Here is a 21,690-nt window from a genome sequence, read left to right as displayed (position 1 = left end):
AGTACTGTTTTTTTGTTTTGTTTTGTTTAAAATTTAAGTATCGAAGTAGGTGTATTTTTTTGTGATGTGTAATTCTTATCGAAATTGCGACTAAAAATACAGGAATAAAGGACATTGAGAATATATTCGATGGCTAGTTGAGAGGAAAAGGTCGAGACTTTGAAATCTGCATGTTCAACGTTAGGAATGGGCAAAATCACTGTGGCGTATTTAGCTAATTGGCTGTTCAAGTCTGAAGTAATGGCAATAATCGGGGTGCCTCCTTCTGCAAAAATCCGTGCTTCATTTACGATTTCTGCAGTGTTACCACTGTAAGAGACGAGGATGGCTACGTCATTTTTGGTGGCATTGATGGCTAAATAAAATTGTTCAGCTTGATAAGGGATTAAATGGATAAATAGCTGAATGCGTAATAACTTTGTTTGAAAATCCGTTAAGCGAATGTAGGAGTTACTGACACCCACTGCTAAAATATTTTCAGCGGTTAAAAGTAAATCAATGCTTTTATTTAACATGGCCTCGGTTAATAACTGTTGGGTGGATTGAACAGTTTCAGTCGTTAACTGCGCAATTTTCTTGGCAATTAGTAAATCAGAATCTTGCGCTAAAAAAGGCATATTCGCATCAACATTCCGGATTGCTTGGTAGTGAATTTCTAAGTCGCGGGACAAGCGGATTTTAAATTCTTTGAAACCGCTAGTTTCTGTTTTTTTACACAAACGAACAATCGTGGAGGTTGAAGAGTTGGTGGCTTCTGCTAGTTCATAAATCGACATATGCAGGACTCGTTCAGTATGAGATAAAATAAAATCAATAATTAGCCCTTCGTTATATGTATAGCGTTCTTTTTGTTCTAAACATTCGATTAGATTCAATGGGTTCACCTCTCTGTGGTACTTTGTTTCGCTTTCAGTATACCTTAAGCGTATGAATTATGAAACATAGTTACAGAATCAGTTAGTCGTATTTACATCAGAAAGCGGTTTCTTTATGATGAGGATATCACAAAGGATTAAGGAGAGAAGTGAAATGGATAAGTTAACAAACTGGGTGGAGCAAGCCGTAGTGCCTAAAGTTTCAAGGATTACAAGTTTACGTTATTTTCAAGCCTTAAGAAATGGTTTTTTTGCGATTATGCCGTTAACAATTATTGGATCGATTTTTATGTTGATTACAGATTTTCCAGTAGCAGGGTATGGCGATTTTATGGCTGGAATTTTCGGTGCAGATTGGGCGGATATGATTTCACCAGCTTATCGAGCAACTTTCAACATGATGGGAATTATTTTTGCTGGGACGATGTCCTATAAATTGGCGGAAAGTTACGAAATGGATCGTTTAACTTCATTAATTTTAGGAATTGTTGCTTACGTAGTCGTTTTACCGAAAACGGTGACCACTGAATCAGGCGAAGTTGTGACGAAAGTTTTATCGTTTGATTGGTTAGGAACGCAAGGGGTGATTACGGCCATTATTATGTCAATTCTTTCGGTTGAATTGACTCGTTTCTGTATTAAGAAAAAATTAGTCATCAAAATGCCTGAAAGCGTGCCTTCTATGGTGAGCCAAGCTTTTAGTGCATTGATTCCTGGGATTTTTGTGGTAGCGGTGGCTTTATTGATTAATGGGATTGGGCTTTCGTTTGCGGATTCCTTCCCGCAATTAATTTATGCGGTGATTCAAGCGCCACTGCAAGGTTTAATCGGAACCCCTTTTGCAATTATTATTGTGGCTGGCTTAAATGGACTGTTCTGGTGGTTTGGGATTCATCCAACTGTCATCAATTCCATGCTATATCCTATTTTATATGCGAATGCAGACAAAAACCAAAGCTTAGCGGAATTAGGACAATTAACTGCTCAAAGTGGCAACTTTGGCACGGTCCAAATGCTCGATCAATTTGCCACAATTGGAGGCGCTGGTTGCACGATTGGCTTGGCTATTGCAATGGCCATCGTCGGACATTCGTCTAGAATGAAAGCCATGTCGAAAATTTCGTTTGTTCCAGCATTTTTCAACATTAATGAACCCTTGATTTTTGGACTCCCAGTTATTTTTAACCCTTTATTATTGATTCCGATTGCGGTCGCGCCGATTGTATCGGTCTTGATTGCCTTTCTGTCAATGAAAATTGGGTTCATGCCAATGTTTACAAACATTCAAGCACCATGGGCTACGCCCTTTCTGTTTTCGGGCTTTTTAGTGGGAAAATGGCAAGGTGCAGTGACGCAAGTTTTAGCTGTTGCCGCTAGTGTCGTTATTTATTATCCATTTGTAAAAGCCTTAGATCGACAATATCAAAAAGAAGAAGCCCATGAAGTACCAGAAACATTGTAGAGAAAGAGGAGTGAAGGAAATGCATGTTGAGAATGATGAAAATATTTGCTGTGAAGTGGAAAAAGGAATGGAAAAAATGTATCATCCGATGGTGCCCGAGTTGGTTCAAACCTCTTCCTTTTATTTTCCAACTTACGAAGAATTTATGGCAGCGAGTATAGATGAAAAAAATAATTATGTTTACACACGTGGCACCAACCCCACAACAGAAATTTTAGAGAAAAAAATTGCTCGTTTGGAACGTGGAGAAAAATGTAAAGTTTTTGCCTCAGGAATGGGCGCTATTTCGGCAACGCTGTTTACGTTGCTCCAACAAGGTGATCATGTTTTAATGGTCAACACAATTTATGGAGAATCTGTTTCGTTTGTGCAATATTTAGAGAAATTTGGCGTATCCTTGACCAAAGTAGACGTTGCAGAAACAGAAGAACTTTTTCAATTTGTTCAGGAAAACACCAAAGTCATTTACTTTGAAAGTCCGTCCTCACAAAAGTTTGAACTGCTAGATTTAGAAAAAATAACTGCGTTAGCACAAAAAATCGGCGCATACACTGTCATTGATAACACGTGGGCGTCACCGTTATTTCAGCATCCTTTATGCCATAATGTGGACCTGGTGATTCATTCTTGTTCCAAATATATTGGTGGTCATTCGGATATTGTAGCAGGGGCTGTCATTGGCAAAGCAGCGCTTGTAGATCAAATTTTTGAACATGGTCATCAAGCATTAGGCGCAGTCAATAGTCCCTTCAATTCTTGGTTAGCGTTACGAGGTATTCGTACCATGCCTGTTCGGTTGGCGCATCAGTCTCAAGCCATCCAAACGGTGCTGTCGGCTTTGCAAAAGGATCCGCGAATCAGCCGCTTATATCATCCTTTTGTAGGAAATCAACAACAACAAGCGTTAGCAGAAAAATATTTAACAGGTTATGGTTCATTGTTTGCGATTGATTTAAAAGATACCGATTTTGAACGTTTGAAAACATTTGTGAACGCATTGACGCTGGTCACAATTGGGGTCAGTTGGGGTGGCTTTGAAAGTTTGGCCTTGCCTGTATTCAAAGGCAATAACTTGGCGGCTGTTCAGAAAAGAGGCTTGTCGCCAGCGCACATTCGCATGTACGTTGGTTTGGAAGAGCCAACATCTATTATCGAAGATATTCAACAAGCCTTGGATCAAGCCTATGGCGAAGAATCGCTTTTGTGAGACATTAAGGCGGAGCCATTGTCTGCCTGTGATTCAATAACATATTTTCAATTTTAGGAGGGGAACTTAAGTCAGTTTGACTGAGGTTGCTCCTCCTGTTTTGCATTTTTTTATTAAAGTCAAAGCGTTCCTCTTTATTTAATAGGCAAAGTTCGATATAATAATGGTCAATATTAGTCAAGAGAGAAGAAGGATGGAAGACTATGAGTAATCAAAATACGTCAGATTTAATCGAGGCTTATTTAAAAAAGATTTTAGAAGAAAGTAATAAAATTGAAATCCGTCGGGCGGAAATGGCTAATTTATTTAATTGCGTTCCTTCACAAATTAACTATGTAATTAATACACGTTTTACCATCCAACGAGGCTACGCAGTTGAAAGTAAACGTGGTGGAGGCGGCTATATTCGCATTGTCAAAGTACAAATTTCAGATAACGATCAATTACTAAAACAAATGGATCAATTGATTGGCGCAACCTTAACAGAAAAAGATGCGCTAACATTTATTCAAACATTGTATGAAGAAGAAGTGATTACGAAAAAGGAAGGCAATTTAATGCTAGCTGCTTTAAGTAAAAGCACATTGAATGGTCTGGGGAATCACGAAGATTTTCTAAGAGCTCAAATAATGCGGTCATTTTTAGAGCGCTTGAGCTATGAGGAGGAATAACTATGGATGAACTATTTACAGAAAGTGCGAAAGCCGTACTGGCGATTGCCCAAGAAGAAGCGAAGTATTTTCGTCACCAATCCGTCGGTTCTGAACATTTATTATTAGCACTCGTTTTAGAACCAAATGGGATTGCCGGAAAAACATTACGACAATTGAATACTGACACAGAAGACATCCGTGAAGAAATTGAGCATTTAAGTGGCTATGGCACCATGCAAAGTCCAATGGGGAATAACAACTTATACTTACCTTATTCACCAAGAGCCAAACAAATCTTTGCCTATGCTGGAGATGAAGCGAAGCGCTTAGGGGCTCAAAAGATTGGTACCGAGCATTTATTATTGGGCTTGTTAAGAGACGAAGAAATTTTAGCGTCTAGAATTTTAGTGAATTTAGGATTAAGCTTATCCAAAATGCGTCAATTATTATTGAAAAAAATGGGCGTTTCCGAACCCAATGGCGCACAACGTCGTCGGAATGGTCAAAATAAAAATGCGCCACAAGGGACGCCAACATTGGATTCTTTAGCAAGAGATTTAACCAAGTTAGCACGAGAACAAAGCTTGGATCCAGTAGTTGGTCGCGGGACCGAAGTCCGTCGTTTAATCCAAATTTTGAGTCGCCGTACCAAAAACAATCCTGTCTTAGTCGGTGAACCAGGTGTTGGGAAAACAGCGATAGCAGAAGGCTTAGCCCAGAAAATTGTCAACCGGGAAGTCCCTGAAGATATGCAAGGCAAACGTTTAATGATGCTAGACATGGGTGCCTTGGTTGCTGGAACCAAATATCGAGGTGAGTTCGAAGATCGCTTGAAAAAAGTTGTCGATGAAATCTATCAAGATGGACAAGTCATTTTATTTATCGACGAATTGCATACCTTGATCGGTGCTGGCGGTGCAGAAGGGGCGATTGATGCTTCAAATATTTTAAAACCTGCTTTAGCACGTGGCGAGTTGCAAACAATTGGTGCGACAACTCTGGATGAATACCAAAAATATATTGAAAAAGATGCCGCTTTGGAACGTCGTTTTGCCCGTATTCAAGTAGCAGAACCAACCCCAGAAGAAGCAGAAGAAATTCTAAAAGGCTTGCGTTCACGCTATGAAAAACATCATGGCGTAGAAATTACAGATGAAGCTCTACATGCAGCGGTTCAATTATCGATTCGCTATTTAAATGACCGCCAATTACCAGATAAAGCAATTGATTTAATGGACGAATCTGCAGCAAAAGTTCGTTTAGATAAGGCAGATCAACCTTCAGAAATTAATGAATTGCGTACCGAAATTTCTCAATTAATTACGGAAAAAGAAGAGGCCATTCAAAATCAATCATTTGAAAGTGCCGCTCGGATTCGTCAAAAAGAAAAACAAGTGATGGAAAAACTAGAAGAATTGATTGCAGTGAAAGAAAAAAGTCTGTCTGGTTACAGTACACAAGTAACAGAAGAAGACGTGGCTGGGGTTGTTTCACAATGGACAGGCGTTCCTTTGCAGCAGCTAGAGAAGAAAGAAAGCGAACGATTAATGGAATTAGAAATCATTTTACATCAACGGGTCGTTGGCCAAAATGAAGCAGTTGAAGCTGTTTCACGCGCTATCCGTCGTGCGCGTAGTGGCTTGAAAGACCCAGCAAGACCGATTGGTTCCTTCATGTTCTTAGGACCAACAGGGGTTGGGAAAACAGAACTTGCCAAAGCCTTAGCCGAAGCAATGTTTGGCAGCGAAGAAGCCTTGATTCGCGTGGACATGTCTGAGTTTATGGAAAAATACAGCACTAGCCGTTTAATCGGTTCTCCTCCAGGTTATGTCGGCTACGAAGAAGGCGGCCAACTAACTGAAAAAATTCGTCAACGTCCTTATTCCGTTATTTTGCTAGATGAAGTAGAAAAAGCCCATCCAGATGTCTTTAATATTTTATTACAAGTCTTAGATGATGGCCATTTAACGGATGCCAAAGGACGAAAAGTCGATTTCCGTAACACGATTTTAATCATGACCTCCAACTTAGGAGCAACAGCGATTCGTGAAGAAAAACATGTCGGCTTCAATGTGAAAGACATTTCTAAAAATCATGAATTAATGCAAAAACGAATCATGGAAGAATTGAAAAAAGCCTTCCGTCCAGAATTCTTAAACCGAATTGATGAAACGGTTGTATTCCATTCCTTGAAACAAGAGGAAATTCATGAAATCGTAAAAATTATGAGTCAATCTGTCGTGAAACGGATGGCCGAACAAGAGGTTAAAGTGAAAATCACACCAGCTGCAATTGAAGTTATTGGTAAAGTCGGGTTTGATCCAGAATATGGCGCACGTCCAATTCGTCGGGCCTTGCAAAAAGAAGTGGAAGATCGTTTAAGTGAAGCCCTTCTTTCTGGTCAAATTCAGTTAGGGGATAAAGTAACTTTAGGCGCTAGCAAAGGTAAAATCACGTTAAATGTGCGGGCACCAAAAGCACCAAAGACAGAAGCGAAAGAATTACAAACTGTATAGATGAGATGCGAAGTCTGGTATAAAAACCATTTAGGGTTTTTATACCAGGCTTTTCTATTTTCCAGTGGTGATTTCTTTTTGAGAATTGCCAGATTGATTTTTCTGTGCTACGTTAATAAGGAGGGGTGATGGAATGGAACAATCTTTTTTTCGAGAATTACTACATTATCAGCGTCCAAAGGATAATCCTTTTCGACTAGTGTTTGCTGGCTTGGTTATGTTCAGCATTCTTTTTTTGGGCTATATCAATCATCAATTATTGATTTCAAGCTTTGGCTCGTTAGGTATTTTTACTTTTTTATATTATCAGCCGTTACCATTAAAACAGTTAATGACTCGTTTATCTGTGGTCGGTAGTTACCTTTTTTTAGGAAATTTGTTAGGCATGTTATCGACCCATATTGCATGGCTTATTCCCATTGTTGTTGCACTGGTCGGTTTTGGTGGCCGCTTTTTCTTTGAAGTCTACGATATTTCAAAACCAGGGGCCTTCTTTGGTGTGATGGTGACAGCGATGGGTGCCAGTACGAGTATTCCGTTAGCAAAAATTCCGTTCATGAGTGGCTGTATGTTATTAGGCATTGGCTTTTCCATTTTGTTTGCACTAGTGTTGCATTTTACAGAGAAGGAAATCAGTGCCCCGCTAGCTAAGCGATCATTACGGGAACGAATTTATCGGCATCCAGAAGCGCCATTAGATAGCATATATTATAGCTTTGTCTTATTTTTTGCTGTATATATCAGCGAAAGTTTACATTTACAGAATCCGTATTGGTTAGTCGTTTCCTGTGCATCCATTTTACAAGGAGACAATTTACGTGCGATTAAGCAGCGAAATATTCAGCGAATTTTTGGCACAACGATTGGATTGGTTATTTCCGCTTTTCTGCTTAATTTAGCTTTGACAACTTTTGAATCGATTGTCGTGATTACAATCTTATTTGTGACCGTTGAGTATTTTATTCGTCGTAATTATGGATTGGCGCAATTTTTCACAACGCCTATGGCTCTGATGCTTTCATTGCTCGTTCGTCAGCAGTACGTGATAACGTTGATTCAATTCCGCTTTTTGGGGATTGTTTTAGGCAGCTTGTTAGGCTTAGCGGCAGCGTGGCTATTCACCGTTGTAGTAACGTTTTATGAACGAAAATATCACTTGAACGAGTGACCAAAGAACAGATGACCAGTAATTAAAAAAAAGAACATTTGGTAGGTAAGCGGTTGGCGCTTTTCTACCAAAATTTTTTCGGAAACATTGTGAAAAATGTACGTTTAATACAGATAGGCTCTTTTAAAGTTTGTGAACGTATGATACTATTAAACGGTCATAAAGAAGGAGGCTATATTTATGATTGAACTGATTGCAACTGCAGAATCTGTTGAGCAGGCTGTAGAATTACTCGCAACAGGTGTGGATACATTATATATTGGAGAAGAAACATTCGGGTTGCGTTTGCCCGTATCTTTTACACGAGATGAACAACGCGAGATTGTGAAACGTGCACATGAAATGGGCAAACAAGTGCTAGTTGCAGTAAATGGCATTATGCACCCTGAAAAAATGAAATTAGTCCCAGAGTATCTGACATTTTTAAAAGAAATCAACGTCGATAAAATTACTTTGGGTGATCCAGGTATTGTGTTTATTATGCAACGAGATGGATTAGAAATTCCTTACGTTTATGATGGTGAAACCTTAGTAACGAGCTCACGTCAAATCAATTTTTGGAGTAAACGAGGAGCCATCGGAGCTGTCCTAGCTCGGGAAGTACCTTTTGAAGAAATGGTCGCAATGGAAGAAAACTTAGCAGTTCCAGCTGAAATTCTTGTCTATGGGGCGACCTGTATTCATCAATCGAAACGCCCATTAATTCAAAATTACTACAATTACACAAAGAACGACAAAGGGGTTACGAAAGACGAAGGGCTGTTTATTTCTGAACCCAAAAAACCAGAAACCCACTATTCCATTTATGAAGATAGTCATGGTACGCATATTTTTGCCAATAACGATGTGAACTTGATGAATGAGTTAACAAACTTGTATGACCATCACTATCGCACATGGAAGCTCGATGGCCTTTACACACCAGGTGAAAATTTTGTCGCGATTGCTCGCTTATTTGCTGAAGCGAAAGCAGCACTTGAAGCGGGAACTTGGTCAGAAGATCAAGCAGCTCATGCAACAGCTGAAATTGAAAAATTACATCCAACAGGTCGTGGCTTAGACAATGGTTTCTTTGATTTAAGTGCCGATGCAATAAAATAAATTGATTCATTTAAGGGGAAGAAGAACATGAAAGTAATGACAGAACGAACATTGAAGCGTCCCGAGGTGTTGGCTCCAGCCGGGACGCTAGAAAAACTAAAAGTCGCAATTCGTTACGGTGCCGATGCCGTTTATATCGGAGGGAATGCCTACGGTCTGCGTAGCCGCGCAGGAAATTTCACGCCAGAAGAAATGGCGGAAGGCGTAGCTTTTGCCCGCGAACATAATGCGAAAGTTTATGTCGCTGCCAATATGGTCACTCATGAAGGAAACCAGGAAGGGGCAGGAGCGTTTTTCAGAGAATTGCGAGACATCGGAATTTCAGCTGTGATTGTTTCCGATCCAGCTTTAATCGAAATTTGTGCGACAGAAGCACCAGGTTTACCTATCCATTTATCGACACAAGCTTCAGCAACCAACTATGAAACATTAGAATTTTGGAAAAATGAAGGCTTAGAACGTGTGGTATTAGCGCGCGAAGTTTCAATGGAGGAAGTTGCAGCGATTCGTGAAAATACGGACATTGAAATTGAAGCCTTTATTCATGGAGCAATGTGTATTTCATATTCAGGACGTTGTACTTTATCCAACCATATGTCGATGCGGGATGCCAATCGTGGCGGTTGCTCTCAATCTTGTCGTTGGAAATATGAGTTATTTGATATGCCTTTTGGGACAGAACGTCGGAGCAAAACCAGCGAAGGGGAAGTTGAAGAAGAGTTTTCAATGAGCGCCGTAGATATGTCTATGATTGAACATATTCCAGAATTAATTGAAAATGGTGTCGATAGTTTTAAAATTGAAGGCCGCATGAAATCCATTCACTATGTTTCGACAGTCGCTAATGTGTATAAAAAAGCCGTCGATTCTTACATGGAAGACCCTGAAAACTATGTCTGCCAACAAGAGTGGATTGATGAATTATGGAAAGTAGCACAACGTGAATTAGCAACTGGTTTTTATTACAATACACCAAGTGAAAATGAACAATTATTCGGCGAACGTCGTAAAATTCCACAATATAAATTTGTTGGCGAAGTGATTGCGTATAACGAAAAGACGCAAGTCGCGACAATTCGTCAACGGAACCTTTTCAGTGTCGGCGATGAAATTGAATTTTATGGTCCCGGGTTTACCCATTTCCACCAAACCGTTAAAGAGATGTATAATGAAGACGGTGAAGCGATCGATCGGGCACCTAATCCCATGATGTTATTAACAATGGAAGTGACGCAACCTGTTGCAGTCGGCGATATGATTCGTAAGAAAAAATAAACCAGCCAAAAGGAGGAGTAAATATGAGTGTCCGCGTGAATGATTTATTAAAATTACCGTCTTTGCGAGAAGCAACGGTACTTTCTGGTAAAAACCAATTGGACACATCTGTTGCTTCTCTTTCTTTTTTAGAAGTCTCTGATATGTCTTTGTTTTCGGAAAAACTTCACAAAACAAATGAATACCATGCTGGCGAAATTTTGATTGGTTCATTTTGTGCCATTCGTCATGATGTGGTGAAGCAATGTGAAACGATTCGGCATCTCCATGAATTAGGCGAAGTAGGCCTAATCTTGTACTACGTTGGGATTATCGTACCGAAAGTTGCAGAGGAAGTGATTCAATTAGCGGATTCTTTAGGTTTTATTTTAATCCAAATGCCTAAAAATGATCCCACATTACGCTACAACGAAGTCATTTATGAAGTCATGAAATTGTTAGTCAATAAAAATAAAATGGCTTCTTTTGCAACGGACCTCTTGGAAAAAGTTTCCCTTTTGCCTGAACAAAACCGCAGTGTGGAAATGACCTTGAAAATCCTATCCGATTTTTTAAAAGTCAACATTGCGTTAACCACATATACCAATGAAATCATCAGCACCATCAATTGGCCGCGAAGCACGAAATTGCCCTTAACCAAGTTACTTTATCAATCACAAGAGAAAGTAGCGCTGGGAGAAACGACCTACTTCATTACCTCGCAAAAACTTCCTCAGAAAGATGGACAAACATTGAAGCTTTACTTCATTCGAGAAGAAGAGCAGTTAACCTCTTTTGAGATGAATCAAGCGGTGGAAGTCGTTCAGATGGCTCTGAATTTATGGGGGAAAAACTATGACGAAGTCAGTGAGTATGCCTTAGTCCAAGCAATCATTAACGATGAAAGTGATAAGATGTACCAATTAGCCAAAAAATTAATGATTGATATTTCTTCTGTCGAAACGATGTGGCTTTTGCCTATTTGGCAACAAGGACAAGAAATCCACGCTATTCAGCAAGATTTGAAAGATTTCCTACGTTACTATTACCAAACAACGATTGTCCAGCAAACAGAAAATTACCTGATTGTTCTCTTAGGTAATTATTTACACAAACAGCCTGAAGCCACGATTAGTAAAGAATACTTGCAAGCCACAGACTATCAGGACTATTTAGGTGAAATCATCCTTTGTCCGAAAGTTCGTAACACGACTGAAGTGCGTGTCAGCTACCAAACCGCTAATCAAGTCGCGCCGTTTTTAAAGCGCGTCTATCCACAAAGAAAAGTGTTATCAATCGCGGAAATTCGTACAGTTCAACAAATGATGACGTGTCTCCAAGCAGGAGAAGAAGCAATCCAACAACGCTTAGCAGTTATCCAACCTCTCTTAAAAGAATCAGAGCAGTTAATGACATTAGGAACGTTTTTACTAGATGCAAGTAGTGATTTTAAAGAATGCGGCGAACGCCTATTTGTTCATAAAAATACGGTCAAATATCGTATCAGTAAAATTAATGAAGCGCTCGGCTATGATATGACTAACGCCGCCGAAGCCTATGAAGTCTATTTGGCGATGATCTTATATCGCTTGGTCACGAATGAATGAAAAAAGCAGACAGAGGTCGGGACAGAAGTGTTTAACTCCGAGAACCACGTAGGTACTGTTCAACATCTATTTGCTTTGCAAATGGTGTTTCTCAGCAATAAGAAGGAATTTCCGAAAATTGTCATAAAACACAACGAGGTACGAGTTGATGTTGCATGATACCTACCCGGTGTTCTTTAATTTTTGGAGAATTTCGGCTTATTTCCGAAGGAGTTGCTTCTGTTTCCGCCGTTTATCAATTTTTAAGCCTGGGACAAAAATCCAAAGTGATTTTTGTCCCAGGCTCTTGCCTGCTTTTTATTTTAAGCCAAAACTTCCTTGATATTTTTTTCAATTTGAAAAAGACCTATGACTGATTTTTCGTTATAATTGAAAAAATAATTAAGGAGGAATGAGAATGAAATTAAAAAACGAGCAACAACAATCGTGGCTTAGCTTAGCATTTGTTTGGGCGGGCGCAATGATTAGCGTGCCAGGATTAATTATTGGAGGAACGTTAGTTGCAGGCATGCCTTTATGGGAAGCTTTGTTAACAGGATTTATTGGTTACGGTATTATTGTTATTTTAATGATTTTACAAGGAATTCAAAGTTCCGACTTACAAGAACCTTCTGTCAAAGTCGCTTCTCAAGTGTTTGGCATTCAAGGTTCGCAAAAGATTATTTCCATTATTTTAGCGATTGCTTGCTTAGGTTGGTTTGGTTTGCAAGCCAATGTCAGCGGCGGCGCCTTCACGAACTTTTTAAAAATTTACGGCATTGATTTACCTGTGTCGCTTTCTTCCTTAATCTGGGGAATTATCATGCTTATTTCGGCTCTTTATGGCATAAAAATATTGAAAATTCTGAATTATTTTGCGGTTCCTGTGTTAGTTCTGGTTTGTCTTTATGGCTTGGTGGCTTCGTTAAGAAACAACGGTTGGGAAGCTGTTAGTCAATATACACCTCAAACAGCAGGAAGCTTTATGTCAGGTCTTTCAATGACTGTCGGTTCTTTTGCATTAGGCGCAGTAATTGCTGGAGATTACTCTCAATATGTTTCTTCTCGTAAAGATGTGGTTAAAGCGGCCACATTAGGGATTTTACCGACAGGCTTGTTGATGATTGGCGTTGGTGCGGTCTTGACCATTGCTTCGAACACCGCAGATATCACGGAAGTTTTTATGAATCTCGGTTTTCCAGTTTTAGGAATTATTGCGCTAATTTTAGCAACTTGGACCACGAATGCCGTGAATGCTTTTTCTGGCGGACTGGCCTTGATTAATGTCTTTGATATTCCAAAAGAAAAAGAAAAAGTCGCTGTCGGTGCGGCCGGCGCCATTGGGACCTTATTAGCAGTTGTGGGGATCTTAAATTACTTTACGCCGATTATGTCTGTCCTTTCTGCGATGGTTCCACCAGTGGCTGGTGTAATGATTGCTGCCTATTGGTTGATTAACAAAGGCGATCGAACCAAATGGCAGCCAACGCCTGGCGTGAATAAATTAGGTGTTTTTTCATGGCTAATTGGTGCTGCAGTGGGGGGCATTCCGGTGATTATGAGTTTCTTTCCCAATGCCCCTCAATTGCCTAACCAACCGCTAATTGGCATTGTTTTATCGTTTGTTATTTATTATTTCGGTGCAAAACGTCAACAGACGAACACCGAATCATTAGAAATGGAATGAAGAAGAGGAGTGTCGGAGAATGCGTTATTTAGATGCAGAAGCAATTGAGAATATAGCCACAGGAGCAGCTTTTTTAGGGACAGGAGGTGGCGGTGATCCCTACATTGGTAAAATGATGGCTTTGTCCGCCATCGAAGAAAACGGACCTGTCAAACTGGTTTCTCCAGAAGAAATTGCCGCGGAGGATTTTTTCCTACCCGCCGCAATGATGGGTGCCCCATCTGTCGCAATTGAAAAATTTCCCAAAGGCGACGAATTCGTCCGTGTCTTTGAGAAGTTAGGAAAATATTTAGACCAAGAAACGATTGCGGGAACCTTTCCAATGGAAGCTGGGGGCGTCAATTCAATGATTCCAATTGTTGTTGCAGCGAAGCTAGGCATTCCCTTGGTGGATTGCGATGGTATGGGTCGGGCCTTTCCAGAATTGCCTATGGTAACGTTCCATTTGAATGGGATGTCAGCGACCCCTATGGCAATTACCGATGAAAAAGGAAATATTGGCATTATGGAAACGATTGATAATACTTGGACAGAACGTCTTGCTCGTGTTCAAACGGTTGAAATGGGCGCCAGTGCTTTAGTGAGTATTTATCCCGCGACAGGCAAACAATTACAAGACTATGGTATTCACAACATCGTGACATTATCAGAAGAAATTGGCAAAGTGATTCGAGGTACCTATGCAGATGAACAAGAAAAACGCCAAGCATTAGTAGAAGTTACGGATGGCTTTGAATTGTTCCAAGGAAAAATTCTAGATGTGGAACGAGAAGTAAAAGGTGGCTTCAATTTGGGACGTGTCAAATTGAGTGGCTTAAACAGTGATGCTGGTTCAGAAGCAGTCGTCCATTTTCAAAATGAAAATTTAATTGCCGAGAAAGATGGTCAGGTGATTGCGATGACGCCTGATTTGATTTGTATGGTAGATTTAGAAACTTTAACGCCTGTGACAACAGAAAGCTTGAAATACGGCAAACGTGTCCAAGTAATGGGCTTGAAAGCGAATGCCGCTTGGCGAACGAAAAAAGGTATCGAAACAGTGGGTCCTCGGTATTTCGGCTACGAAATGGATTATCAACCACTAGAAAACTTAGTAGCGAAGGAGGACAAATAAATGTATAAAATCGGTATCGATGTCGGCGGCACAAATACAGATGCTGTTATTTTAGATCATCAATTAAACTTGATTCATTCAGTGAAAGTTCCAACAACCGATGATATTCAAACAGGGATTGCCGGTGCCTTAAATAAAGTCTTGGCAGAATCAGCAGTGGACCCAACCAAAGTCACACATGCAATGTTGGGCACGACCCAATGTACGAATGCCATTGTTGAGCGAAAAAAATTAGCAAAAGTTGGGGTCCTTCGTTTGGGCTATCCAGCAACCGCTTCGGTCTTGCCTTACACAGCTTGGCCCAAGGATTTAGTGGCCACTCTTTCAGAAACGTATGCTTTAGCACATGGCGGCTACGAATATGATGGACAACCATTGACTGCACTGGACGAAGAAGAATTACGTGGGATTTTGGCCTCTTGGCGAGGAGAAGTAGAGGCAATCGCAGTAATTGGCGTTTTTTCTTCTTTAAAAAATGACCAAGAATTGTTTGTTCAAGCACTTGCGAAGGAAGTGTTAGGGGCAGATGTTCCTGTATCTTGCTCCTCAATGATTGGGTCTGTCGGTTTAATTGAACGGGAAAATGCGACAATTTTGAATGCTGCGTTGCACAAAGTAATTAAAGTGACCAGCGAAGGCTTTGAACAAGCCTTAGAACAAGAAAAAATTCATCACGCCCAAGTGTACTTATGTCAAAATGATGGTACGTTAATGTCGTTAACTTATGCCAAACAGTTTCCTATTTTAACCATTGCTTGTGGACCAACCAATAGTATTCGTGGCGCTTCATACTTAGCTGGCTTGAAAGATGCGGTTGTTTTAGATGTTGGTGGCACAACGTCCGACATTGGCGTGTTAGTGGATGGCTTTCCAAGAGAATCTTCACTGGCCGTTGATGTTGGCGGGGTACGGACCAACTTTAGAATGCCAGATATCGTGTCAATTGGTGTCGGCGGTGGCAGTCTAGTGCGTGAACAACCAGATGGTTCTGTGACAGTTGGCCCCGACAGTGTCGGCTACCGTATTACACAAGAGGCCCTTGTTTTTGGCGGCACACAATTAACGACCACTGATATTGCGGTTCGCTTAGGCCATGCCCAAGTTGGTGATCCTAGCAAAGTGGCTCATTTAGACCAAGCGTTTGCGGAAAAAGTGTACCAAAAAATTGGCGAATTGGTCAGTGAAGCGATTGATCGCATGAAGACCAGTTCCGCAGACGTGACGGTCGTTTTAGTTGGTGGTGGGAGTATTATCATCCCCGAAGAATTGACAGGCGTTAAAGCGCTAATTCGCAACGAAAACGGGGCAGTGGCGAATGCCATCGGTGCCTCTATCGCTCAGATTAGCGGACAATACGAACAAATTTATGTCTATTCAAAAATCCAACGGGACGCGGCGTTGGCCGATGCCCAAGAAAAAGCCGTCCAACAAGCCGAACTTGCGGGTGCAGTCCCTGGCACAATCGAGTTAGTCGAGGTGGAAGAAACACCACTCGCCTATCATCCAGAAAATGCAACCCGCTTACGAGTAAAAGTGGTTGGGAACATGTATTGAGGACCAGTGCAAAGCAAAAGTTATAAGAAGAGTTATTTGAAATATGAGGTCGGGCTAGGGCTGTCGATTGAAGTTTTATCCTGAAGAGTACAGAAGAAGCTATATCTGTCTCGCCGTTTATTTTAAAATTCAGAGTTAGGAAGGTAAGTCGAAATGACTTACCTTCCTAAGTTCATTTTTTTGTGTTGACATATTTTTTTAGAAAAGGCAAAATGTTAACATGGTATGTTGTTGGGGTGTTATGAAAAAAGGAGAGAAAATAATGAGTATTTTAAAAGAACATTTAAAAAGAAATTGTGATGCACGAATGGTTGGTGTTTTATCGTTAAGCATAAGAGAAGCATATCGCTACTTAATGGAGCTAACAGAAAGAGAATCTATTTTTCAACGAGCAGAAATGAAAAAAGTTTGGGGACACGTTCGGCATGGATTGGTTGATGTTGGTTTAAAACAAGTGTTAACTTCATCAGCAATCCCACATGAAATAGCTGACAAAGCTAGTAGTCGATATGTCAATGGCCATACGTACTTAATGATTGAAACCAAAGGCGCAATTTTAACGCCAGCGAAAGTTTTATCAGAAGCTTCAGTTCCTAAAAAGGCATTATTTAGAAATCGTGGGAGCTTATTAAATAAGCAGTATAATTTATTTGACAAACCAGAAGATTTAAATGAGTATTATGATGCCAATCAACCGCCATTCTTATTACTAACTTATGGCGGATCGAATCATCAATTACGTTTTGTTCGATTAGGGTTACCAGATATTGGAGTTGGTCGTTGGATTGACCAAATTGATATTACGCAGGCACCAGTTCTTTTAAAAAATCCAGAGGAAGTTCGTAAGGACCTACATTTGACTTTTACGTCAACCGCTGACGAACTGATAAGGAGAGGACTAGAAAATGAACGAGAGGTTGATTTTTAATCCAAAGCAATTAACTTCGGCTCGCATTGCACGAGGATTAACAATGAAAGAATTAGCCGAAAAAGCAGAGCTATCTAGGCAAATGATTTCGAATTACGAATCGGGAAAAACAATTCCTAAAGCAGATAGCATATTAAAACTAATTTCTGTTTTACAATTTCCCCGTAGTTTCTTTTCAGCAGATACATTTGAATTGTATTCAGGCGCAACTTTTTTTAGAAGCCGAAGTGCGGCGACGAAGAAAGTAAGAGATATGCAAAAAGAGCGGTTAAAATATGTGCAAGAAGTGTATAAAGTATTAGCAACATATGTTAACTTTCCCAAAGTTTGTTTACCAGAATTAATTGAAAAGAGTATTTATGAAATCACAGAAGAAGAAATTGTGAAAAAGGCTGAGGAATTACGGAAAATTTGGGGCTTAGACTTGATTTCGCCAGTCCCTAATCTCATTCAGTTGGCTGAACAAAATGGTGTGATTATTTCAGAAGCCAACATGTCCAATCCAACACTAGATGCGGTCTCGCGTTGGATGATTGGTCGGCCGTTTATTATGCTCACAGATAATCATGAATCTGCTGTCCGTCGTCGTTTTAACGTGGCGCATGAACTAGGACATATTTTATTACACAACGGTGTTGAAAGTATTCATGAGTATTCGCAAACAGAATTAAAGAACATTATTGAGTATCAAGCAAATCTATTTGCTGCGCATTTTCTCCTTCCTTCAGCGGCTTTTTCTGATTCGCTCTTGTCTATTTCGTTAGAATACTATATTGATTTGAAAAAGTATTGGAAAGTTTCTCTTCAATCAATGATTCAAAAAACATACACATTAGCGTTAATTAATGATGATCAACGTCTCTATTTAAATAAAAGAATTGCTAAAAATAAATGGAAAACGAAAGAGCCTTACGATGAACAACTGACTATCGAACAGCCAGAAGTTTTCCAAAAAGTTTACCACATGATTTTAGAGCACCAAGTCATTCCTGCAAGTCAACTAAATCAAGCTTTTAAATTACCTAAAGAAGAAATAGAAAAGATATTAGGAACAGCTATTCAAACGGAGCAGGACAAAACAGAAATTGTTCTTGAATTATTACGTTCTAACAAGTAATCAAAAAGAAGAAGGAATAACTATGGCTAAATTATTCGCCTACCAAATTGGTCAAAACCCTCGTATTCAAACGGACCTTTTGGTAGATCCTCAGCTGTTTGAAGATGAGCATGGCTGTGCGGGGGGTGTGGACTTCGGGTTAGCAGATTGTGTTCAAACCGGAATGTTTACAGATATTGAAGTGATAAAACGGTATCTTCACGAAGCAACCTACGTTTTTATTAATGGTGACTTTGACCGACTAAGTTATTTAGAAATTGGGATTGCACTTTCCTTAGGCAAAACACTTTATGTCATTACAATGAATCCAAACGTAACGAAAGAAGATTTAGGAATTTCCTTCGACAATGCTACGATTGAATTCCTTTCCCCCAGTGCTTTTACGGAACGAATCCATGAAACAGAAGCAGCAGAAAACTAAACAAAAGTAAGTAATACGACTGTCTTTTTTTGCTATTTTTTGCGATAATAAAGGAGAAAGTTCAAATTGAAAGGGAGCCAGAATAAATGAAAACCTATGATTATATTGTTATTGGTGGCGGTAGTGGCGGGATTGCTTCTGCTAACCGCGCAGGAATGCACGGAGCCAACGTCCTTTTAATTGAGGGCAACGAAATTGGTGGGACCTGTGTCAACGTTGGTTGTGTGCCTAAAAAAGTCATGTGGCAAGCCAGCAGCATGATGGAAATGATGGAAAGAGACACAGCAGGCTATGGGTTTGATGTTGAAATCAAAAATTTTAGCTTTAAACAATTAGTTGAAAATCGTGAAAAATATATTGACTTCTTACATGGTGCGTATAATCGTGGTTTAGACAGTAACAACATTGAACGTATCCATGGTTACGCTACGTTTACTGGGGAGCAAACAATTGAAGTCAATGGGACAGAATATACGGCGCCGCACATTCTAATTGCGACAGGTGGTCGTCCAAAAAAACTAGGTATTCCAGGAGAAGAATATGCCTTAGATTCAAACGGCTTCTTTGCGTTAGAAGAAATGCCAAAACGTGTGGTCTTTGTCGGTGCGGGTTACATCGCAGCCGAATTAGCAGGAACCTTACATGGCTTAGGCGCGGAAACACATTGGGCCTTCCGTCATGAACGACCATTACGAAGCTTTGATGACATGCTTTCTGAAAAAGTCGTAGAACGCTATCAAGAAATGGGCATGCAAATTCATCCGAATGCAACACCAGCTAAAATTGAAAAAACGGCGCAGAATGAGTACGTTATTACATTTGAAAATGGTGAATCAATCACGACAGATGCCGTGATTTTCGGGACAGGCCGTCAGCCGAACACGGATCAATTAGGCTTAGAAAATACGAAAGTAGCCCTTGATGAAAAAGGCTACGTCAAAGTAGATAAATTCCAAAATACCACGCAAAATGGTATCTACGCAGTCGGCGATGTCATTGGGAAAATCGACTTAACGCCAGTCGCGATTGCCGCTGGTCGGCGCCTGTCTGAACGCTTATTTAACGGACAAACCGATTTATATTTGGATTATAACTTGGTACCAACGGTGGTCTTTACCCATCCACCAGTTGCGACAATTGGCTTGACGGAAAAAGCAGCGCTTGAAGAATATGGTGAAGACCAAGTGAAAATCTATCGCTCTAGCTTTACGCCAATGTATTTCGCTTTAGGAGAATACCGTCAAAAATGCGACATGAAATTAATTTGTGTCGGCAAAGAAGAAAAAATTGTCGGTTTGCATGGCATCGGCATCGGTGTTGACGAAATGCTACAAGGCTTTGCAGTCGCTATTAAAATGGGCGCGACCAAAGCAGATTTTGATAATACTGTTGCGATTCATCCAACAGGCTCAGAAGAATTTGTAACAATGCGATAAAAGGCGAATAAACCCCAAAAAAGAGCGTTGCATCAGCAACGCTCTTTTTTGAATACACGAGTTATACTATTTGATTCGTAAAAAGTAATTTTTTATATCATACCAATAACCACTTTTCCATCTTTTAACTACTGACTTTTCCAAGAAATATGCTATGATTAAAAAAATCAGCAAAACAGAGGGTAGGGAGTTAGAGGATGGATAAAATTAGAATTAACAACTTGAAATTTTTCACAAAAAATGGTGTTTTGGCAGAAGAAAAACGTCTAGGACAGCAAGTAGAAATCGACCTTGAAATGCAGTTGTCGCTAGCCGAGGCAGGGCGAACAGATGATGTCACCCAAACCGTCAATTATGCCGAAGTGAATGAATTGATTGCCCAACGAGTAAACAATCACTCGTACGATTTAATCGAAGGTTTAGCGAGTGCTATTTTAGATGATATTTCCGCAGATTATCAAGAACAATTGAACAAAATTATCATTAAAATTAGAAAATATAGTGTGCCGATGCCAGGCCTTTTTGACAATATTGAAATTGAAATGGAGCGAGAAGTATAGATGATTGGCTATGTAGCATTAGGTAGTAACGTCGGCGATCCGTACGCAAATTTAGTGAAAGCCCGCAATTATTTAAACGAAGACCCGCAGATTCAGGTCGTGGCTTCTTCAAAACTTTATGAAACGGATCCTTACGGCTATACAGACCAAGATGATTTTTTGAACGCCGTATTGAAAATTGATACTAGCTATACCGCTGAAGAATTACTGGCTGTTACCCAAGGAATTGAACAAGCGATGAAACGTAAAAAATTAATTCACTGGGGTCCGCGGATTATTGATATTGATATTTTATTATTAGGGGGGCAGTCAGTCACGTTGCCCCACTTACAAGTTCCTCATCAAGAATTAACAAAACGGTCATTTGTTTTGATTCCCTTAAGTGATGTTTACGCAGAGGAACAACTATTGGGCGCGCCAATAGCTACGTGGATTCAGCGCAGTGGCAATCAAGAAGAAGTGCGAGTAAGTGAAAAGGAATGGTAGAGATGGAGCAGGAAAAACAAGCGCAAATTGAGCAGGCAGTTACCACAATCTTAGAAGCAGTGGGGGAAGATACTCAACGGGCAGGACTCATTGATACACCCAAACGCGTAGCTAAAATGTATGCAGAAGTTTTTAGTGGATTAACCGAACCTGAATTTGATGATTATAAATTATTTGATAGCTTAAATGAAGGCGAAATGGTTCTAGTAAAAGATATTGCCTTTTATTCAATGTGTGAACACCATTTATTGCCATTTTATGGAAAAGTACATGTCGCTTATCTGCCAGAAGGTGGCAAAGTATTGGGACTAAGCAAGTTACCAAGATTAGTAGAACATTGTGCCAAACGTCCCACAGTTCAAGAAGATTTAACAGTGACAATTGCCCGCAAACTCCAAGAAAATATTCCCGTCAAAGGCATTGCAGTAGCCATTGAAGCGGAACATATGTGTATGACGATGCGCGGAGTGAAAACACCACAAAGTAGCACCAAAACATTTCAATTTACCGGACTATTTAAAGAACAAGAGTGGAAAAATCAATTTTTAATGGAGATACGTTAGAA

General features: G+C 40.0%; 19 protein-coding genes. 18 read left to right on the top strand and 1 reads right to left on the bottom strand.

Features of this window, described 5'->3' with window-relative positions:
• Window positions 1-26 precede the first annotated feature (26 nt).
• Window positions 27-884 (bottom strand): MurR/RpiR family transcriptional regulator, encoded by an 858-nt coding sequence (locus IGI80_RS03290; RefSeq protein WP_002354705.1) that lies wholly within the window; start codon window positions 882-884, stop codon window positions 27-29.
• Window positions 885-1,029: 145 nt separating this feature from the next.
• Here IGI80_RS03290 and IGI80_RS03285 point away from each other — a divergent pair, with 145 nt between their 5' ends.
• From IGI80_RS03285 to folE, 18 genes are all read left to right on the top strand, one after another.
• Window positions 1,030-2,337 carry a PTS sugar transporter subunit IIC gene (locus IGI80_RS03285; protein ID WP_010710020.1) on the top strand — a complete coding sequence of 436 codons (1,308 nt, stop codon included), beginning with the start codon at window positions 1,030-1,032 and terminating at the stop codon, window positions 2,335-2,337.
• On the top strand, window positions 2,315-3,544 hold the full coding sequence (locus IGI80_RS03280; RefSeq protein ID WP_025191893.1) for an aminotransferase class I/II-fold pyridoxal phosphate-dependent enzyme: 1,230 nt from the start codon (window positions 2,315-2,317) through the stop codon (window positions 3,542-3,544). The genes IGI80_RS03285 and IGI80_RS03280 overlap by 23 nt, the downstream gene beginning before the upstream one ends.
• 203 nt (window positions 3,545-3,747) lie before the next feature.
• Window positions 3,748-4,215, top strand: coding sequence for a CtsR family transcriptional regulator (locus tag IGI80_RS03275; RefSeq protein WP_002354715.1), 468 nt, complete (start codon window positions 3,748-3,750; stop codon window positions 4,213-4,215).
• Window positions 4,216-4,217: 2 nt separating this feature from the next.
• Window positions 4,218-6,713, top strand: a complete 2,496-nt coding sequence (locus IGI80_RS03270) for an ATP-dependent Clp protease ATP-binding subunit (RefSeq protein ID WP_438722673.1) — start codon at window positions 4,218-4,220, stop codon at window positions 6,711-6,713.
• Between the two features lie 133 nt (window positions 6,714-6,846).
• Window positions 6,847-7,881 (top strand): FUSC family protein, encoded by a 1,035-nt coding sequence (locus tag IGI80_RS03265; RefSeq protein WP_002354721.1) that lies wholly within the window; start codon window positions 6,847-6,849, stop codon window positions 7,879-7,881.
• 180 nt (window positions 7,882-8,061) lie between these two features.
• Entirely contained in the window at window positions 8,062-8,982 is a 921-nt protein-coding gene (locus IGI80_RS03260) for a peptidase U32 family protein (protein WP_002354722.1), read from the top strand.
• 27 nt (window positions 8,983-9,009) lie between these two features.
• Window positions 9,010-10,257: a peptidase U32 family protein gene (locus IGI80_RS03255; protein ID WP_002368523.1), complete on the top strand. Its 1,248-nt coding sequence runs from the start codon at window positions 9,010-9,012 to the stop codon at window positions 10,255-10,257.
• Between the two features lie 23 nt (window positions 10,258-10,280).
• Window positions 10,281-11,843 (top strand): PucR family transcriptional regulator, encoded by a 1,563-nt coding sequence (locus IGI80_RS03250; RefSeq protein WP_002354724.1) that lies wholly within the window; start codon window positions 10,281-10,283, stop codon window positions 11,841-11,843.
• Window positions 11,844-12,234: 391 nt separating this feature from the next.
• Complete coding sequence (locus tag IGI80_RS03245) at window positions 12,235-13,509, top strand: cytosine permease (protein WP_002354725.1); 1,275 nt, start codon at window positions 12,235-12,237, stop codon at window positions 13,507-13,509.
• Between the two features lie 19 nt (window positions 13,510-13,528).
• On the top strand, window positions 13,529-14,623 hold the full coding sequence (locus IGI80_RS03240; protein ID WP_002354727.1) for a DUF917 domain-containing protein: 1,095 nt from the start codon (window positions 13,529-13,531) through the stop codon (window positions 14,621-14,623).
• Window positions 14,624-16,177: a hydantoinase/oxoprolinase N-terminal domain-containing protein gene (locus tag IGI80_RS03235; protein WP_002365445.1), complete on the top strand. Its 1,554-nt coding sequence runs from the start codon at window positions 14,624-14,626 to the stop codon at window positions 16,175-16,177.
• A 262-nt stretch (window positions 16,178-16,439) separates the two neighbouring features.
• Window positions 16,440-17,105 (top strand): hypothetical protein, encoded by a 666-nt coding sequence (locus tag IGI80_RS03230; protein WP_002354729.1) that lies wholly within the window; start codon window positions 16,440-16,442, stop codon window positions 17,103-17,105.
• On the top strand, window positions 17,083-18,222 hold the full coding sequence (locus IGI80_RS03225) for a helix-turn-helix domain-containing protein (RefSeq protein ID WP_002365444.1): 1,140 nt from the start codon (window positions 17,083-17,085) through the stop codon (window positions 18,220-18,222). Before IGI80_RS03230 ends, IGI80_RS03225 begins: the two co-directional genes overlap by 23 nt.
• Before the next feature lie 22 nt (window positions 18,223-18,244).
• Window positions 18,245-18,643, top strand: coding sequence for a hypothetical protein (locus tag IGI80_RS03220; RefSeq protein ID WP_002378872.1), 399 nt, complete (start codon window positions 18,245-18,247; stop codon window positions 18,641-18,643).
• An 86-nt stretch (window positions 18,644-18,729) separates the two neighbouring features.
• Complete coding sequence (gene gor, locus IGI80_RS03215) at window positions 18,730-20,079, top strand: glutathione-disulfide reductase (protein WP_002354732.1); 1,350 nt, start codon at window positions 18,730-18,732, stop codon at window positions 20,077-20,079.
• Window positions 20,080-20,276: 197 nt separating this feature from the next.
• Window positions 20,277-20,639 (top strand): dihydroneopterin aldolase, encoded by a 363-nt coding sequence (gene folB / locus IGI80_RS03210; RefSeq protein WP_002354733.1) that lies wholly within the window; start codon window positions 20,277-20,279, stop codon window positions 20,637-20,639.
• Window positions 20,640-21,125 carry a 2-amino-4-hydroxy-6-hydroxymethyldihydropteridine diphosphokinase gene (folK, locus tag IGI80_RS03205; RefSeq protein WP_002354734.1) on the top strand — a complete coding sequence of 162 codons (486 nt, stop codon included), beginning with the start codon at window positions 20,640-20,642 and terminating at the stop codon, window positions 21,123-21,125.
• Entirely contained in the window at window positions 21,119-21,688 is a 570-nt protein-coding gene (gene folE / locus IGI80_RS03200; RefSeq protein ID WP_002383148.1) for a GTP cyclohydrolase I FolE, read from the top strand. Before folK ends, folE begins: the two co-directional genes overlap by 7 nt.
• Window positions 21,689-21,690 lie beyond the last annotated feature (2 nt).

This window comes from Enterococcus sp. DIV1420a, from assembly GCF_051712165.1.
Lineage (GTDB): Bacteria > Bacillota > Bacilli > Lactobacillales > Enterococcaceae > Enterococcus > Enterococcus faecalis.
Note: the sequence above shows the minus strand (reverse complement) of the source record. Positions and strands in the feature narration are given on the sequence as shown.

What these genes read in the sequence shown, in the direction of transcription:
- IGI80_RS03285 (WP_010710020.1), top strand. Translation starts at nt 1,030, where the DNA reads ATGGATAAGTTAACAAACTGGGTGGAGCAAGCCGTAGTGCCTAAAGTT.
- IGI80_RS03280 (WP_025191893.1), top strand. Translation starts at nt 2,315, where the DNA reads ATGAAGTACCAGAAACATTGTAGAGAAAGAGGAGTGAAGGAAATGCAT.
- IGI80_RS03275 (WP_002354715.1), top strand. Translation starts at nt 3,748, where the DNA reads ATGAGTAATCAAAATACGTCAGATTTAATCGAGGCTTATTTAAAAAAG.
- IGI80_RS03270 (WP_438722673.1), top strand. Translation starts at nt 4,218, where the DNA reads ATGGATGAACTATTTACAGAAAGTGCGAAAGCCGTACTGGCGATTGCC.
- IGI80_RS03265 (WP_002354721.1), top strand. Translation starts at nt 6,847, where the DNA reads ATGGAACAATCTTTTTTTCGAGAATTACTACATTATCAGCGTCCAAAG.
- IGI80_RS03260 (WP_002354722.1), top strand. Translation starts at nt 8,062, where the DNA reads ATGATTGAACTGATTGCAACTGCAGAATCTGTTGAGCAGGCTGTAGAA.
- IGI80_RS03255 (WP_002368523.1), top strand. Translation starts at nt 9,010, where the DNA reads ATGAAAGTAATGACAGAACGAACATTGAAGCGTCCCGAGGTGTTGGCT.
- IGI80_RS03250 (WP_002354724.1), top strand. Translation starts at nt 10,281, where the DNA reads ATGAGTGTCCGCGTGAATGATTTATTAAAATTACCGTCTTTGCGAGAA.
- IGI80_RS03245 (WP_002354725.1), top strand. Translation starts at nt 12,235, where the DNA reads ATGAGAATGAAATTAAAAAACGAGCAACAACAATCGTGGCTTAGCTTA.
- IGI80_RS03240 (WP_002354727.1), top strand. Translation starts at nt 13,529, where the DNA reads ATGCGTTATTTAGATGCAGAAGCAATTGAGAATATAGCCACAGGAGCA.
- IGI80_RS03235 (WP_002365445.1), top strand. Translation starts at nt 14,624, where the DNA reads ATGTATAAAATCGGTATCGATGTCGGCGGCACAAATACAGATGCTGTT.
- IGI80_RS03230 (WP_002354729.1), top strand. Translation starts at nt 16,440, where the DNA reads ATGAGTATTTTAAAAGAACATTTAAAAAGAAATTGTGATGCACGAATG.
- IGI80_RS03225 (WP_002365444.1), top strand. Translation starts at nt 17,083, where the DNA reads ATGAACGAGAGGTTGATTTTTAATCCAAAGCAATTAACTTCGGCTCGC.
- IGI80_RS03220 (WP_002378872.1), top strand. Translation starts at nt 18,245, where the DNA reads ATGGCTAAATTATTCGCCTACCAAATTGGTCAAAACCCTCGTATTCAA.
- gor (WP_002354732.1), top strand. Translation starts at nt 18,730, where the DNA reads ATGAAAACCTATGATTATATTGTTATTGGTGGCGGTAGTGGCGGGATT.
- folB (WP_002354733.1), top strand. Translation starts at nt 20,277, where the DNA reads ATGGATAAAATTAGAATTAACAACTTGAAATTTTTCACAAAAAATGGT.
- folK (WP_002354734.1), top strand. Translation starts at nt 20,640, where the DNA reads ATGATTGGCTATGTAGCATTAGGTAGTAACGTCGGCGATCCGTACGCA.
- folE (WP_002383148.1), top strand. Translation starts at nt 21,119, where the DNA reads ATGGTAGAGATGGAGCAGGAAAAACAAGCGCAAATTGAGCAGGCAGTT.